This window comes from Plantactinospora endophytica (assembly GCF_016862915.1).
Taxonomy (GTDB): Bacteria; Actinomycetota; Actinomycetes; order Mycobacteriales; family Micromonosporaceae; genus Plantactinospora; species Plantactinospora endophytica.
Genome location: NZ_BONW01000062.1, coordinates 1 through 12,474 on the forward strand (window position 1 = coordinate 1; position 12,474 = coordinate 12,474).

General features: G+C 64.7%; 15 protein-coding genes and 1 pseudogene. 5 read left to right on the top strand and 11 right to left on the bottom strand.

The window, feature by feature from the left end; genetic code table 11:
- Nucleotides 1-130: 130 nt before the first annotated feature.
- The 7 genes from Pen02_RS40990 to Pen02_RS41020 all read right to left on the bottom strand — a co-directional run bounded on the left by Pen02_RS40990 (nucleotide 131) and on the right by Pen02_RS41020 (nucleotide 5,285).
- A complete protein-coding gene (locus Pen02_RS40990) occupies nucleotides 131-1,093 on the bottom strand; it encodes a WD40 repeat domain-containing protein (RefSeq protein WP_203871610.1) in 963 nt (320 codons plus the stop codon).
- 189 nt (nucleotides 1,094-1,282) lie between these two features.
- Nucleotides 1,283-1,489, bottom strand: a complete 207-nt coding sequence (locus Pen02_RS40995) for a hypothetical protein (RefSeq protein WP_203871611.1) — start codon at nucleotides 1,487-1,489, stop codon at nucleotides 1,283-1,285.
- Nucleotides 1,490-1,503: 14 nt separating this feature from the next.
- Complete coding sequence (locus tag Pen02_RS41000; protein ID WP_275413682.1) at nucleotides 1,504-2,097, bottom strand: recombinase family protein; 594 nt, start codon at nucleotides 2,095-2,097, stop codon at nucleotides 1,504-1,506.
- A 776-nt stretch (nucleotides 2,098-2,873) separates the two neighbouring features.
- On the bottom strand, nucleotides 2,874-3,371 hold the full coding sequence (locus Pen02_RS41005; RefSeq protein WP_203871613.1) for a hypothetical protein: 498 nt from the start codon (nucleotides 3,369-3,371) through the stop codon (nucleotides 2,874-2,876).
- Nucleotides 3,372-3,727: 356 nt separating this feature from the next.
- Entirely contained in the window at nucleotides 3,728-3,967 is a 240-nt protein-coding gene (locus Pen02_RS41010; protein ID WP_203871614.1) for a hypothetical protein, read from the bottom strand.
- Nucleotides 3,968-4,425: 458 nt separating this feature from the next.
- Nucleotides 4,426-4,803, bottom strand: coding sequence for a hypothetical protein (locus Pen02_RS41015; protein ID WP_203871615.1), 378 nt, complete (start codon nucleotides 4,801-4,803; stop codon nucleotides 4,426-4,428).
- Nucleotides 4,804-5,093: 290 nt separating this feature from the next.
- Nucleotides 5,094-5,285 carry a hypothetical protein gene (locus tag Pen02_RS41020; protein ID WP_203871616.1) on the bottom strand — a complete coding sequence of 64 codons (192 nt, stop codon included), beginning with the start codon at nucleotides 5,283-5,285 and terminating at the stop codon, nucleotides 5,094-5,096.
- 129 nt (nucleotides 5,286-5,414) lie between these two features.
- Here Pen02_RS41020 and Pen02_RS41025 point away from each other — a divergent pair, with 129 nt between their 5' ends.
- Nucleotides 5,415-6,005 carry a hypothetical protein gene (locus Pen02_RS41025; protein WP_203871617.1) on the top strand — a complete coding sequence of 197 codons (591 nt, stop codon included), beginning with the start codon at nucleotides 5,415-5,417 and terminating at the stop codon, nucleotides 6,003-6,005.
- Nucleotides 6,006-6,141: 136 nt separating this feature from the next.
- A complete protein-coding gene (locus tag Pen02_RS41030) occupies nucleotides 6,142-6,678 on the top strand; it encodes a hypothetical protein (RefSeq protein ID WP_203871618.1) in 537 nt (178 codons plus the stop codon).
- 65 nt (nucleotides 6,679-6,743) lie between these two features.
- On the opposite strand, the gene Pen02_RS41035 is transcribed toward Pen02_RS41030, so the two are convergent.
- The 4 genes from Pen02_RS41035 to Pen02_RS41050 form a co-directional block, all read right to left on the bottom strand.
- Nucleotides 6,744-7,166, bottom strand: coding sequence for a hypothetical protein (locus Pen02_RS41035; RefSeq protein WP_203871619.1), 423 nt, complete (start codon nucleotides 7,164-7,166; stop codon nucleotides 6,744-6,746).
- A gap of 131 nt (nucleotides 7,167-7,297) precedes the next feature.
- Nucleotides 7,298-7,765 (bottom strand): hypothetical protein, encoded by a 468-nt coding sequence (locus Pen02_RS41040; protein ID WP_203871620.1) that lies wholly within the window; start codon nucleotides 7,763-7,765, stop codon nucleotides 7,298-7,300.
- A gap of 345 nt (nucleotides 7,766-8,110) precedes the next feature.
- Nucleotides 8,111-9,778: a hypothetical protein gene (locus Pen02_RS41045; RefSeq protein WP_203871621.1), complete on the bottom strand. Its 1,668-nt coding sequence runs from the start codon at nucleotides 9,776-9,778 to the stop codon at nucleotides 8,111-8,113.
- Entirely contained in the window at nucleotides 9,775-10,632 is an 858-nt protein-coding gene (locus Pen02_RS41050) for a bifunctional DNA primase/polymerase (RefSeq protein WP_275413681.1), read from the bottom strand. Before Pen02_RS41050 ends, Pen02_RS41045 begins: the two co-directional genes overlap by 4 nt.
- A 179-nt stretch (nucleotides 10,633-10,811) precedes the next feature.
- Between Pen02_RS41050 and Pen02_RS41055 the strand changes: the two genes are divergently transcribed.
- From Pen02_RS41055 to Pen02_RS41065, 3 genes and pseudogenes are all read left to right on the top strand, one after another.
- The gene (locus Pen02_RS41055; protein WP_203871623.1) at nucleotides 10,812-11,042 is read left to right on the top strand and encodes a hypothetical protein; all 231 of its coding nucleotides are present in this window, start codon (nucleotides 10,812-10,814) and stop codon (nucleotides 11,040-11,042) included.
- Nucleotides 11,043-11,690: 648 nt separating this feature from the next.
- Complete coding sequence (locus Pen02_RS41060; protein ID WP_203871624.1) at nucleotides 11,691-11,948, top strand: hypothetical protein; 258 nt, start codon at nucleotides 11,691-11,693, stop codon at nucleotides 11,946-11,948.
- 11 nt (nucleotides 11,949-11,959) lie between these two features.
- A pseudogene (locus tag Pen02_RS41065) lies at nucleotides 11,960-12,462 on the top strand (HAD domain-containing protein).
- The last annotated feature ends 12 nt before the right edge of the window (nucleotides 12,463-12,474 follow it).

Consider the following 12,474-nt stretch of genomic DNA (forward strand, 5'->3'; position numbering starts at 1 on the left):
CCGTCCGGAACTGCCGAATAGAGTGCGTCGTGAAGGGCTCCGGGTAAGGCGCCACGCGTGGGCTGCGAGGCCGGGGACACCGCGGCCAGCAGTCGATCCGGGTTCCGTGACAACGGGCGCCCGATACGTCTCAGTCTGCATCAACTCTCGAAGGCGGGATTCGCCAAAGGGTCCAAGAGAGGGACTTCCCATCCCGGATGTCGGCAGCGAACACGTCTTCTGCAACACCGAAGACGGCCTCTGCAACACCGAAGACGGCCTCTGCGACGCCGTGCATTGTCGACACCTCCACGTCCCCTGCCTGAAAGGGCGGATTCAGACTGATCCACCCCACAGGATTGAGCTCGCCGGCGCACAGCAACAGCCCGTGTTCGTAGGTCATAAGGAGTACCCGCCGGTCGCTCAGGAAACATCCGTACAAGAAAAATGCGAGACCTTCAGTTTCCATATCGTCCGCGTGGAGCCGAGCAAGGGGACGCCGGCTGGGCCATTCGAGGACGGATATCTGGTTATCGAAGCTGGGGTGCGGCGTGAGCAGCAGGCGATCTCCGGACGGTGCGAAGCTCGCCGCGATCACATTCTCGGCGACAAGCGTCACCTTGAGCCTGTCGTCCAGCACCCGCACGACATAGATCAAAGCGCCATCCTGACCCATGGCTGCATCCACGACTAACGATCCGTCGTGCGGATGAGGCACGGTGGTCACACTGGCGTCCACCGCATCCAGAACGGCCTGGTCCAGGACATGTCCCGAGCCTAGATCCACCAGCAATACCAGATGCTCGCCCTTGGTGTCGTACTCGCGGCCTTTGTACGTCTGCCGTTCGAGCATCGGCGCGGTGACCAGCAGGCGGCCGTCCGGTAGAAACGTCGCGGAATCGGCTGCCGCAATCTCGACCGGGATTGGTCGGCCTGCCGCCATGATGATGACCCGACGGGTGTCGGTCACGACGACGGTCGCCAGGTCCGGACTTGCGGCAAGAAGTTCTGCTGTGGGTGGCACGTCCAAGGACAGCCGCTGGATGGGCTGTAACTGCTCGTCCAGCGCGCTTACTGTTCCGTCAGATAAGTGGTATCTGACCACCGGCTCCATGGACTGTGGCGCAAGAACACGATCCAGCCGCAAATCCGGGAGGCGACGTACGCATTCCGCTTAATCCGCAATGACCATCGATACAGGCTACGTCCGCCGATGACTGGCGACCAGACTCTGTCAACTGATCGTCTTTAAGCTCATCCAATCAGGTAGTCGGTAAAACCCACCGGCCGACCGCCGGAGGCGTCACGGCATACCCGGACAGTCGATGTGGCTCCGGTGCTCCTCGTTGAGCCGCTCACGCTCGCTCTCCAGCCAGGCCATCGCGTCGTCCAGCGTCATGTCGGGGTGCTCCGCTCGGCGCCGCCGCAGCTTGCCGATGAAGTCCGCGTGGATCCCGACTCGGGCGTGATTGATGGGATCACCGCAGTACCTGTGCGTCTCGCTGGTCACGACGACTCGCCCCTTCAGCTCGACGCCGCACCGATCTCGTCGGCGTTCTTGAGGATCCGATAGACCGTGTTAGCTTGCCAGCGCCCACCGCGCTTGCCCAGGATTCCCTGGTCGTTGAGGCGGGTCGCGATCGCGTTGTCGTTGACGCCCTCGGCTCGCCACTCGCGCATCTGGTCGAGAACCCGCTGCTCAGCCTCGTTCTCGATGAGGTGGCCGTCGCCGTCGTGGTCCCAGCCGTACGGCTCGCGCGCGTAGACCTGGCCGGTTCGCCGCTTGTGCTTGAGCGTGTTGCCGGTCCGCTCCCCGATCAGCTCGCGCTCGAACTCACCCAGGAGCACCCGCAGCCTCGCGAAGAACCGACCCATGGCCGTGGTCAGGTCTATGTGGTCGTCCAGGGACAGCAGCCGGACGGGGTTCCGGCGGCCGGTCGGGATCATCCGCCGGATCAGCGTCATGCCGTCCTCGGACTCACGCGTGAGCCGGTCGAGGTTGGTCACGATGATGATGTCGGCCCAGGGGTTGTGCCGGGCGTCGATCAGGTCGTCGATCCGGCGGCCGTGCTCCCGGTCGGCGAGCGCGGTCTTGCCGGAGACGTCGATGTCCTGGATGAACTCGACTAGGTCCTACCCGTAGGCGACGCAGGCCGCGGTGACCCGCGCCCGGTCGTCCTCAGGACGGTTCCGCTGGTCCTCGGTGGATACCCGGGTGTAGCCCACGGCGCGGGGCCGGACTACGCCCAGATCGGTTGATACGCTCACAAATGATTATACCAACCGAGCTATTGGTACAACGACGACTAACTCGCGCCCCGAAATGGCATCTGAGCCGTTGGCCTCCAATCCGACGCACTCGTCCGACGACGCCGATCCCGGCGCGCGCGAGAGAATGACGAGGTAGCGCGAGGCGAACAAGAGGCATTATATGTAATCGATCCAGTAGGTAGCCATATAGGTGTACCGTACGGATCTTGGGATCAAGAGACTGACTACCTCGATCACAACGTCACTCCACCGACGACGTGGGCTGTCGGGAATTTCGGCGTGAGGATACCCAGCGACACTCTGATGGAGATGCCGTGTCCGTCTCTCTTGCTCTGCGAGGCGCAGAGCGAATTGCTCTTGACTCTCGATCTCGGTTCGCACTTCAGCGATCAACGCAAGGCGGCGCTCGGCAGCTAGTACGCTTGCCTCTAGTTCAGCCTCGATCACGAGAAGCCGCCGGGTCAAGGACTGAAGATCCCCCTGCGCCTCGGCGATACGAGTGGCGCACGGGTTCCGCTCTCCGTTCGAACGTCGCGGCCTCCGCCCACGAAACACTGTCCAGAGGGCAAGCGGGAGACCAAGAACTGCGGCCATCCAGGACAAACGCTCAAGCCACTCCCACACTAGGCCAGCCACTCGAACACGAAGTTGCCCGCGACGCCGAGCGGCACCGACCCGAGCAGACCGAGCAGAAAATACCGCACCTGCTGCTTCTTGCCGTCCCGCGAGGTCTTCGCGAGTTCCTTCACGAACTCGCTGGCGATGGCCTCGGTCGCCTCGGTCAGCGCCGTCTTCCGGTTCTCGTCCACGAGCTTCTGCACGGCGTCGGCGTGGTCCTTGTGCAGGGCCGCGTAGCGCTCGGTCTGCTCGGCCTTGACGCGCAGCTCCTCGAAGGCCGTCTGCCGGACCCTCAGCTCCGCCTCCAGCGCGGGCAGCAGGTCGGCGATGTCCTTGAGGTGGCCTTGTACCTTTGCGATACGGGTGAGCAGGGGGTCAGCAGGAGACACTTCCTCGGCGAGGATGTCCGCCATCCGATGTGCCATCCCGACACTGAACCCATCGAAAAGCAGCTTATTTAGCAGCATCTCCCGCTGCGCCTCGCGGCTGTCGTCATAGTCCACTGCCTGCCTCCGTCCGCGCCGGAGACAGGTGTAGCACAGTCGGTCAAGACTCGCTCACGGGCAGCTTGATCAACCCCGAGGGGCCGGCACCGAGGCACCGACCCTCTCGATCTTGGATACATTTGTATCCGAGATTCAGTCCGCCGAGCTGACCTGCTCCCACTCGGTGTCCAGTCTTCGATGTGCACGTCGAGTATTCGCTGAAAGTCGAGCTTGCCCAGCTCCCCGACGGTCAGCTCCTCACCCCGACGGTGACGCTCCCGCAACTCGGCGATCTCGGCCTCGGTGGCGTCGTTCACCGACCAGTCCTTAGCCATCAGTTTCCCTCCGCGAGAATTCGGCGCGGATCGCCTGGGTCAAAACACGTCGCACGACGCCATGGCGAAGGCCGCGACCTCCGTTGTAGCCGTCTTCAGCAGCTCGACCTGGCCGCCGTCCCGGCGCTCGATCGAGCAGGTCAACTCCTGCGGCGTCTCGTCGCTGACAACGGTCAGTCCGAGGTACGCCTCGGTGTCGGCGCTCTCCGGGATCGTCTTGGTCCAGGGGATCCGGTGCTCCCCGCTGGTCGTGGTTCCGCCGACACCGCCGACCGTCACGGCGATCGTCGCCTTCCGGTTCCTCGATCCCGTGACCTTCAGGACGAGCGTCGGCCTCGTCCCGGCGCCGGCCGAGGTAACCGACACGGCGGTCTCTACGGGTGCGCTCGATGAGGCTGGTGCCGCCGGGGCTACGGCGTCGGCCGGCTCCGGGCCGGCCACGAACCACCCGACGCCCAGCACCGTGACCAGGAGCAGCGTTCCACCCAGGACTAGAGCGGTGAGCCAACCCAGGCGGCCGTGCGTTCTCCCGGGCGGGTCGTACGGCGGGAACGAGCCGTCGTGCGGGATCGGGCTGTTGTGATGGATCGGTCGACTTCCGCCGGGTGTTCGGTCGGGACGCAGAGCGCGTGAGACCGCTGGGCCGAGGGTGTCTTCTCGCACGGTGGGTCGCCTTCTTTCCGCTGGTGTCTGATGCGCGCGAATACCTAGTTCTGTTGCTGATCGGGTACCGACGGCTACGCCGCTGCCTGCGCAGTGACCGAGCAGTCGAACTCGCCCGCCTCGCAGCCTCTGTTCCGCGCCCAGAGGGCGACGCATCGCCAGGAGCAGAAGTACAGCGGCTCGGAGCGCGGGAATCCGCGTACCGTGGTGTTGGCCTCGCGGTAGTCGTGGCTCGTCCGCGTGGTCGGCAGCGGGATCCAGCCGCATCCCTGACTGACGGTTCCCTCGGTGTACAGGCTGTCCGCCGACATGTCGGGGAATGCCGAGTCGCACTCGTTGTCGCAGTTCGGCCCGTCGCACCGATATATCTGGACCTCTCGTGGACGAACAACCTTGACGATCATTGATAGCTCCTCTCTCTCGCCGTGCAGCTCGACCCCGGTGAACTGCACGACTGACTGCCTAAATCTGTCGATACCCCGCCTGACGGCTGAGTGTCCGGTCAGTCTCGATCTGCATCTCCAACTGCCCGTGTACCGCGAGAGCGGTCTGCGCGAACGCGTTTGCGATCGCGGCGAACTTCGCCACGCGGTCCAGGTTCACGTCGCCTTGGGCGAGTTCGGACTCCTGGACCGCTCCCGCTTCCTCTTAGTCCTCGACCCACGCGCGGGCTTCCCTCAGGTAGAACTTCGCCAGCTCGACGTTGGCGTCACGCTCGTCTCGCAGTTCTTCGACGCTCACTTCACTTCTCCTTCTCGCTGTACCGCTGCTCGACCATCTCGCCCAGCAGGTGGGCCACCGGTCGGTGCTGCTCCTGTGCGTGGACCTTCAGCGCGGACAGCGCGTCCGGTCGAACTCGAACTCCCAGGGCAACGAGCACACGGCCGTCGTCCACGGTCGTTCGGCCCCGTCGGGGCTGCTGATCCATCTGCATGTATCTATAATAATTTGGGAATAATTATTGTGTAAATACCGTTTAAGCGAGACTTCCGTTTTGCCGGACCGGAATCCGAGTCAGGATCACGACACAGCTCGACCTGCCGGTCGGCGGCATACTCGGCCGGTGACGATCGATTGGAGCACCCTCGACTGGGCCGATCCGCCAGCCTGGATTGCGGCCGTCATCTCACTGGGCGCCGGCGCCATCGCCCTGCGGGCGTTGAGGCACTCCAGGATGTCGGCCGAGGCTTCTACGAGATCGGCCGATGCCTCTACCGAGTCGGCCGAGTCTGCGAAGATCTCGGCTCAGGCCGCGGTGCGCCAGGCGGCCGCCGCCGAGCGTCAGGTCGAACTCGCCGAGGCCGCGCTCAAGCTCGCCGAGGAGAGCGCGGCCCGCTCCAGCTCGACCACCAAGACGGAGCTGGTGACGGAGTCGCTGACGGGGCCAAAGCCTCCGTACGTGGCCTGGTGGGTCGAGCACCAGCAGAACCAGGGCTACCGACTGCGCAACATCGGAACGGACACGGCGCGCAACGTCGAGGTCGACCGGTCCCGCATCAAGTGCGTGTTCAGAGGCGACTTCCCAGTGGCCGAGCTGCCGCCGAACGCCTCTGTCAAGATCCTACTCTCCCCCATGCTCAACGCCACGAAGCCGGGCGAGCTGTGGGTGCGCTGGGAGGGGCACCCGGGGTGGATGGCCGTACCGGTTCCGTGATCGGTGCCGCAGGACAGCTTCGACATCAACTACGACCAGGCGAACCTGATGTCGCAGGAAGGCCGACGCGTTCCACGCGGCGGCTCTCCGCTCCAGCACGTGCGCCTGGGTTGACCCGCGCGAAGAGGATGGGCTGATGCAAACCCCCATCTGGGTTCCTCTCGTGGCCGCAGCCCTCGGCATCGCCGGTGTTCTCTGGACCCAGTGGCGGGCTGACACGCGGGGAGACAAGGTCTGGAAGCGTGAGCGGGAGCACGAGGCCCAGCTGTGGGCCCGCGAGGACAGGGCCAGGACGTTCGAGCAGCGCAGGAAGAACTACGCAGACTTCTACATCGCTTTAAAGGCGATGGTTGAGGTGGCGTCGGAGCATGCTCACCAAAGAAATCCCCATGGGCTCCCGCAAACCTTCCATAGGGAGGCCAGCGGTCAACTCCAGCTCATGGATCTCTACGGGTCGGGTACCGTTCCGCTCGCCGCCAGGAAGGCGTACGACCGCGCCGCCTCTCTCGGCCGCTACAGCCACCGCCCAGGATACGACCCGGAGTTGATGGAGTTCGAGTACGACGAGGCTGAGGTCGAGTTGCTGAACGCCATCAGAGCGGACCTCGGAGTACCCGGGACATTCGCTGCCCCTGATCCCGAGCAACCCGACCGCCGAGTCCTGAGAGGCTAGCGCCGGCGCGCACCCGCTCGTATGAGCAGATGCGCGCCGGTGTGCACGTTCGGACTAACTCACCGCTACGGGTTGACGTGGAACGGCTTGATGGAGTCGCGGAGCAACTTGTTCCAGTCCGTGGCCTTGAGCCACTCCTTCTCCATCAGGTGCGCGGTCCAGTGGAGCAGGTCCACCGTCGTCTGGCACCTGCTCAGCTCAAACCAGTAGCAGCCGTTGCACATGGTCCCGTCGTCCGCCCTGTGCGGGTTGCAGTCGTCGCAGTGCACCCACCACAGCGCCGGAGCCGGCACGTCCGCCAGCTCGGCCGCCGTAATGCCCGTGGGGGAGTCCGGTGGATGGCGCTCGTTCCACTCGCGTTCCTCCCGCTCAGCCCGGTTGATCTCGCCGTGGTTGATGTGGATCACGGCGCGCTTCGAGCCCGACACGTCCCGCTTGCAGCCACCACACTCGAACACGAGCCTCGTCAGGTCCGCCGACTTGCCCATCGTTCCTCCACCTCGGTCTGGGCCGCGCCCGGTGCGTCGACCCAAGAGATAGAACGCGTCAGGCACGTTCGGTGCGCTACGTTCGGCCACCTAATATCTCGACCGCGCGAGATTGGCACATTCCGGCCAGCTCACCCGGTGACCGTCCACGGGTGATCAGGATGATGGATCTCTTCCTCGCCTCTCTCAACCAGACCGTCGCCGTCGCTTACCATCGCGTTCACGTCGCCGTCGGCCCTGAACACCCAGGCAACCACTGGTGTGTCACCTGTGTACTTCCTACCGTCTTCACCCTCGAAGGTGTAGCGGTGCAGCCAGCCGCCGCCAGGCACCACCGCGACGATCGGCGACTCGCCACTTTCCACCAGGTCGACGTAGTTCGCGTAGGTGTCGGCCGGCACCAACTTCCCCCGCCCCTCCCGCACCGTCACGCCCTCGACCGTGGCCTGCTTGGTCTGGCCGACCACCAGCGGGCTGCCGTCCTCGTCGAAGCCGTAGACCTGCTGGGTTTCGTAGTGCACATGCTTCGTGCCTTGGGGATCCGTCGAGATGTGCCGGAAGCGTGCGACGAGTCCTGCCGGAGCGGGGTACATCTTCACCCTCAGTCACCTTTCGAGCGCGTGAGTTCGGTGCGACCAACCACACTGCCGATCTTGCTAACCGGATTTGGAATGGAAGGTCGAGTCGCTAGTTGAGGAAGTACGCACGCGTAGACGTATACCAGCGCGCGTACTTCCCCAACCACCATTTCCTTGTTCCAAAGTTCCAATCATCAATCAATACCGGCGTTGACCTCGATAAACACAAGATCAGAAGTTGGAAAAACCACTTTCCAACCACCTTCCAACTCGGCCTCTAATCGTTCCAAATCCCATATGTTGCCGTTGTCCGATTTTACCCATATGGGAATTGGAACGAGGTTGGAGGCGAGGTTGGAATGAGGACTAATTGGGATTCAAGACCGATACCGGTCGCAGCTCCCCGATGTTGACCTTACGCAACCGGTAGCCGGCCCACCGCGGCTTGCCCGAGTGCGTCTCCTCGAAGCCGTGGTTCTCCTTGAGCTGGGCGTTGAAGTCCCGGAGTGAGAGCTTCTCCAACTTGTCGTACCGGCTGCCCATCGAGTCGACCCAGCCTGTGTAGGCCCGGTACAGCTCGTCCTTCCCCACCAGCGTGCTCTTGCCTCCGTGCACCTTCCACTCCGCCTCGGGCACCCGGGTCAGGCGCGGGTCCTCCCCCTCCTGGAGCCAGCTCAGGAAGTCACTGAGGTGGTACATCCCCTCAATGGCCTCGTTCGTGCTCAGCGGGAACTCCGCGAACACGTCGTCCATCCCCCGCGTCGCGGCGTCGACGTACCCCTGGATCAGCGCGGCCAGCAGCCACGCGTGGACGTCCGGATCTTTGACGAAGCGCTCCTTGATGGTCACGTCCTCCCGGTCCTTCGGGATCGTGTGGTCCATCGTCGGGATGATGATGCGCCGTCTCGTGGGCGGGTCCAGACCGATGATCTTCGGCATCTCGTTGGTGTAGACGACGGGCATGCACTGCGGCGCGACGTCGTTGAAGTCGTTCGAGCGCATGCCTCGCTGGGGGTCCTTGTCGCCGCCCGTGAACTGCTTGATCCGGGCCGCATGTAGCGTCCAGGTCTGCTTCGACGCCTCGGCCAGAAACGCTATCCGCCTCGGATACATCCGGATGATGTCGGGCCGTGGCTTGTCATCCTGGTTCCCCCGGAAGATCGTCGCCTGGGTGGCGCCGACGTAGCCGCCCAGCGCGTGGATCAGCGCGACCACGAGCTGCGTCTTGCCGGATGTCGTACCGCCCCGGAGGATCACGAACAGCCGGTGCGGGTTGCCTCCCCGCAGCGCGTGACCGAACAGCTTGAACAGCAGCCGGGGACGGTCCTCCTCCGGAAGGAACTCTCGCAGGAACTGTCGGATCAGCTCCGGCGGGCTGTCCAGGATTTCCGGTTGGTACCCGACCTTGGTCGCCAGGAGACAGCGGTCACCCAGCTCACGTCGCCGGACGCGAATCCCGTCATCACGCAGCTCGACCACCTCGTTACCGCAGGACAGCAGTCGGGGATCCTGGTCAAAGTACTCGTCGGCAATGATCCGCAGCCCGTACTTGTCCACGGCGAGCGCGGCCATGTTTCGTCGCGCCTTGAGCGTGTCCGCCCGTTGTACGTACGTCCGCAGGCTCCGCCCCCGTCTCTCGTCGTCGGTCAGGTTGTCGACCTTGGTCGGATCGGGGTCGAGCTCGTGCGCCCGCCGGAACATGTCCTCGATGATCGCGTCCGCCATCCGGTTCGCGATTCCCGTCCGGTCGCGTCGCCACAGGTTGTTCCGGTCCGCGACGTAGTACGTCCGGGTCCGCTCGTCCGCCTCGCACAGCAGCCGGTCCCCGAACCGGGCCGCCAGCCGGTCGCCGTTGCCGCCCTCCGTGTCCCGAAAGAACTCGGGGCTCCACCCCCAGATCCGGGCCAGCCGCTCGGTGGGGGTGCCGAGACCGATACCGGACTCCCCGTTGTCCTGAGGAACCTCAACGGGCTCTGGTGCTGCCTCCGCGAGATCGTCAAAGGTCAGCTCATCCGTTCCCACATCCTCGGTCATGCCTTGCCCCCGCTGGTCAGTCCGGCGGACCAGCCGGATGTGAACGTTGCCTCGAAGCTCTCCGGCCCGTCGTCCTCGATCAGCCGGTTCTGCACGCACGACCGGTACAGCGCACTCCGTGCCTCGGCCTCGTCGAGGACGCCCTGCGCACCGATCAACCCGACCTGGAACGCCGCCCGGTTGAGCTGGTCGTTGCGACCGCCCCGCACGACGGCGGCCAGCTCGTCGGCGATCGAATCCGCGACCCTGACGGCCATGTCGCTGCTCGTGATCACCGGCATCCTGGCCGACTCGCGCTCGCTGGCGGTGACCAGCTCCAGCAGCCAGTCCGGCGTCTCCGACGGCGGCGAGTCGTCCAGGATCGGCCGACCCGGCGCGTCCGGTGCGACCACCTGGCCGTGCCAACCCCGGACGTCCAGACCGGCGCCCAGCGCACCTAAACGGCCAGGCCGTGACGTGTCGTTGGCGATCTTTCGACCGTCTGCGGGATAGCTGAAGTACCACTGCTGGCCGCCGCTCGGCGACCCGGCACGAAAGGTCTTCGGTACCTGGCGTGCGCCGTGCCGGTGGAACAGATCCCGCAGCGTTGCGAACCCGTTGCACCACTTGACGTCGATGTCCAGCACCCAGATGCCGGACTTGGGCCCGGTCACAATGCCGACCTCATACGGCGTCCGTGCGCCGAGGAACCAGCGCATAAGCTGTTCCCGGTCGAGCGTTGCCCGGTCCGGCCAGTTCTTGATCGCCGGTCGCTTAGTGTTTGGCACCAGCGGAATTGTGTACCGGCCGAGTTCGGAGCAGATCCACGCCCGCGCCGCCGGGGAGATGCCGCCCGTAAAGCGCACGGAAGCCATCACGCCACCTCCGGAATAACGACCGGAACGGCTGCCGAGTTTGCATTAGATGTTGATTTTGGTACGATTTTTCAGGCAGCACGACGGCTTCTCTCTTCCCCGTTGTTTTCGCTGCGACCCCCGAAAGCCCCGTCCTCGACTACAGCAGCGGTGCGAGGGCGGGGTTTGGTCTTTGTCGGGTGGCCGAGGAGGACGGCGAGTTCCGCCGTCATCACCTCATCGGTGAACTGCTCCGGAATGCCCTGCTCGCGCCGCTCAGTACGTCCGCGCGCGAGCGCGGCCTCGCGGATGCGAGCCTCCTCCGCCGGGGTCACTTCCTGCCCCGGACACGCGGCCTGAACGGCTCGGCCAGGATCTCCGACGTCCACAGTTCCTCAGGCTCACGCTTCAACAGCTCGGAGAGCTTCTGAACGAACTCGGGTCGAGGTCGATGCTTACCCAGCAGGGATTTGGAGGCGTGTGCGTACTTCTCGCCTGTTACTCGCGCGACGGCAGCGAGATTTCGACACTCTTCGTTGAGAATGTCGAGTCCAGGCTGGCGACCGTAGCGACTTGGCATATCGATTCCCGGGGTGGTGCGAAAACGAGTTCATCGCTTCATCGCTCCACCGGGACCCATGCCGCCCGGATCGCATTGCCGCTACCTCCGGCGGCGGCAATCGAACAATAGCCCAACCCTGGGAACTCTGCAAACCGCACTCGACTACTGTGGCTTACGCCATTTCACATTGACGCGGCGCTCGTCGAATGTATTGCGTCCCCGTGATTCGACGCACTTGGTCATCCTGCCAGCATCGGGTGGCAGGGCCCCACTGAGCCTCCGCCGGGCCGTCCAGGTCGTCAGGATGGTCTGATGGCGGAGCACCGAGCCGCTAGTACTCCGGCAGGAGATCCGTTTCAAGGCTTGGTGATGGCTTGTTGGGGGCGTAGTGGCTGATCTTGGCTACGGTGCGTCGTTACCCTGGGCAAGGACGGCAGCATCTCCGGCGGCTTCCCGCTCAGCGGCGAGGGCGTCACCACCAACCCGCCGGCCTAACCACCGAACCCACCGGAGACCCATGGAAGTCAACGATTTCTACCGGCTCAGCCGCCGGATCACCGACCAGCTCGCACCCAAGATCAGCCCGAAGTACCGGCCGATCGTCTTGGAATCCGGAGACGCCGGGGCCTGGGACCTGGCGATCCCGGAGCTCGTCGGCGCACTGTCGGAGGAGGACGTTGTGATCACCACGGCGGAGAAGGACGCGCTGCGGGAGCTCATGGAGTTCCGCCGGGAGCCTCTGACGTACCTGGAGCAGATCCGGACCTCGGACTGACGGCCGAAGCGTTGATCTTTGTCGACATCGACGGTGTGCTCATCCCGTTCCGATTCCGTCCAGCCGGCGGCGCCGACCGCCGTTTGGGTAGCGGTGCGGGACACGCTTCCGACCGTTTCGGCAATCCCCTACTGGATCGTCTCGACCCGACGACGGCCACCGTCTGCTCGCCCTACCAGGGGACCTAGTCTGGGCGAGCACCTGGATGGCCGAGGCGAACGAGGTCGTCGCGCCCCGGCTCGACCTTCCCGCTTCTCCCGTCGTCGACTGGCCCGACCCCGACGAGGAACCACCACGCGGCGTGCACTGGAAGACCGCACCCTTGGTCCGGTGGGCGGCAGGACGTCCGTTCGTCTGGCTCGACGACGAAACCACCGACGCCGACCAACGATGGGTGGCCGCACACCACCCACAGCCGGCGCTGCTGCACCGCGTTGACCCGTATCTGGGACTGACCGACACCGACCTCGCGGCAGTGCGCCAATGGCTCGAACAGCTGGACAAGGCCGTTTGATCGAGTGCGCAC

Bases quoted from the DNA above. Each gene is read 5' to 3' on its own strand.
- Pen02_RS40990 (WP_203871610.1), bottom strand. From the start codon at position 1,093: ATGGAGCCGGTGGTCAGATACCACTTATCTGACGGAACAGTAAGCGCG.
- Pen02_RS41020 (WP_203871616.1), bottom strand. From the start codon at position 5,285: ATGCAGATGGATCAGCAGCCCCGACGGGGCCGAACGACCGTGGACGAC.
- Pen02_RS41030 (WP_203871618.1), top strand. From the start codon at position 6,142: ATGCAAACCCCCATCTGGGTTCCTCTCGTGGCCGCAGCCCTCGGCATC.
- Pen02_RS41035 (WP_203871619.1), bottom strand. From the start codon at position 7,166: ATGGGCAAGTCGGCGGACCTGACGAGGCTCGTGTTCGAGTGTGGTGGC.
- Pen02_RS41045 (WP_203871621.1), bottom strand. From the start codon at position 9,778: ATGACCGAGGATGTGGGAACGGATGAGCTGACCTTTGACGATCTCGCG.
- Pen02_RS41050 (WP_275413681.1), bottom strand. From the start codon at position 10,632: ATGGCTTCCGTGCGCTTTACGGGCGGCATCTCCCCGGCGGCGCGGGCG.
- Pen02_RS41060 (WP_203871624.1), top strand. From the start codon at position 11,691: ATGGAAGTCAACGATTTCTACCGGCTCAGCCGCCGGATCACCGACCAG.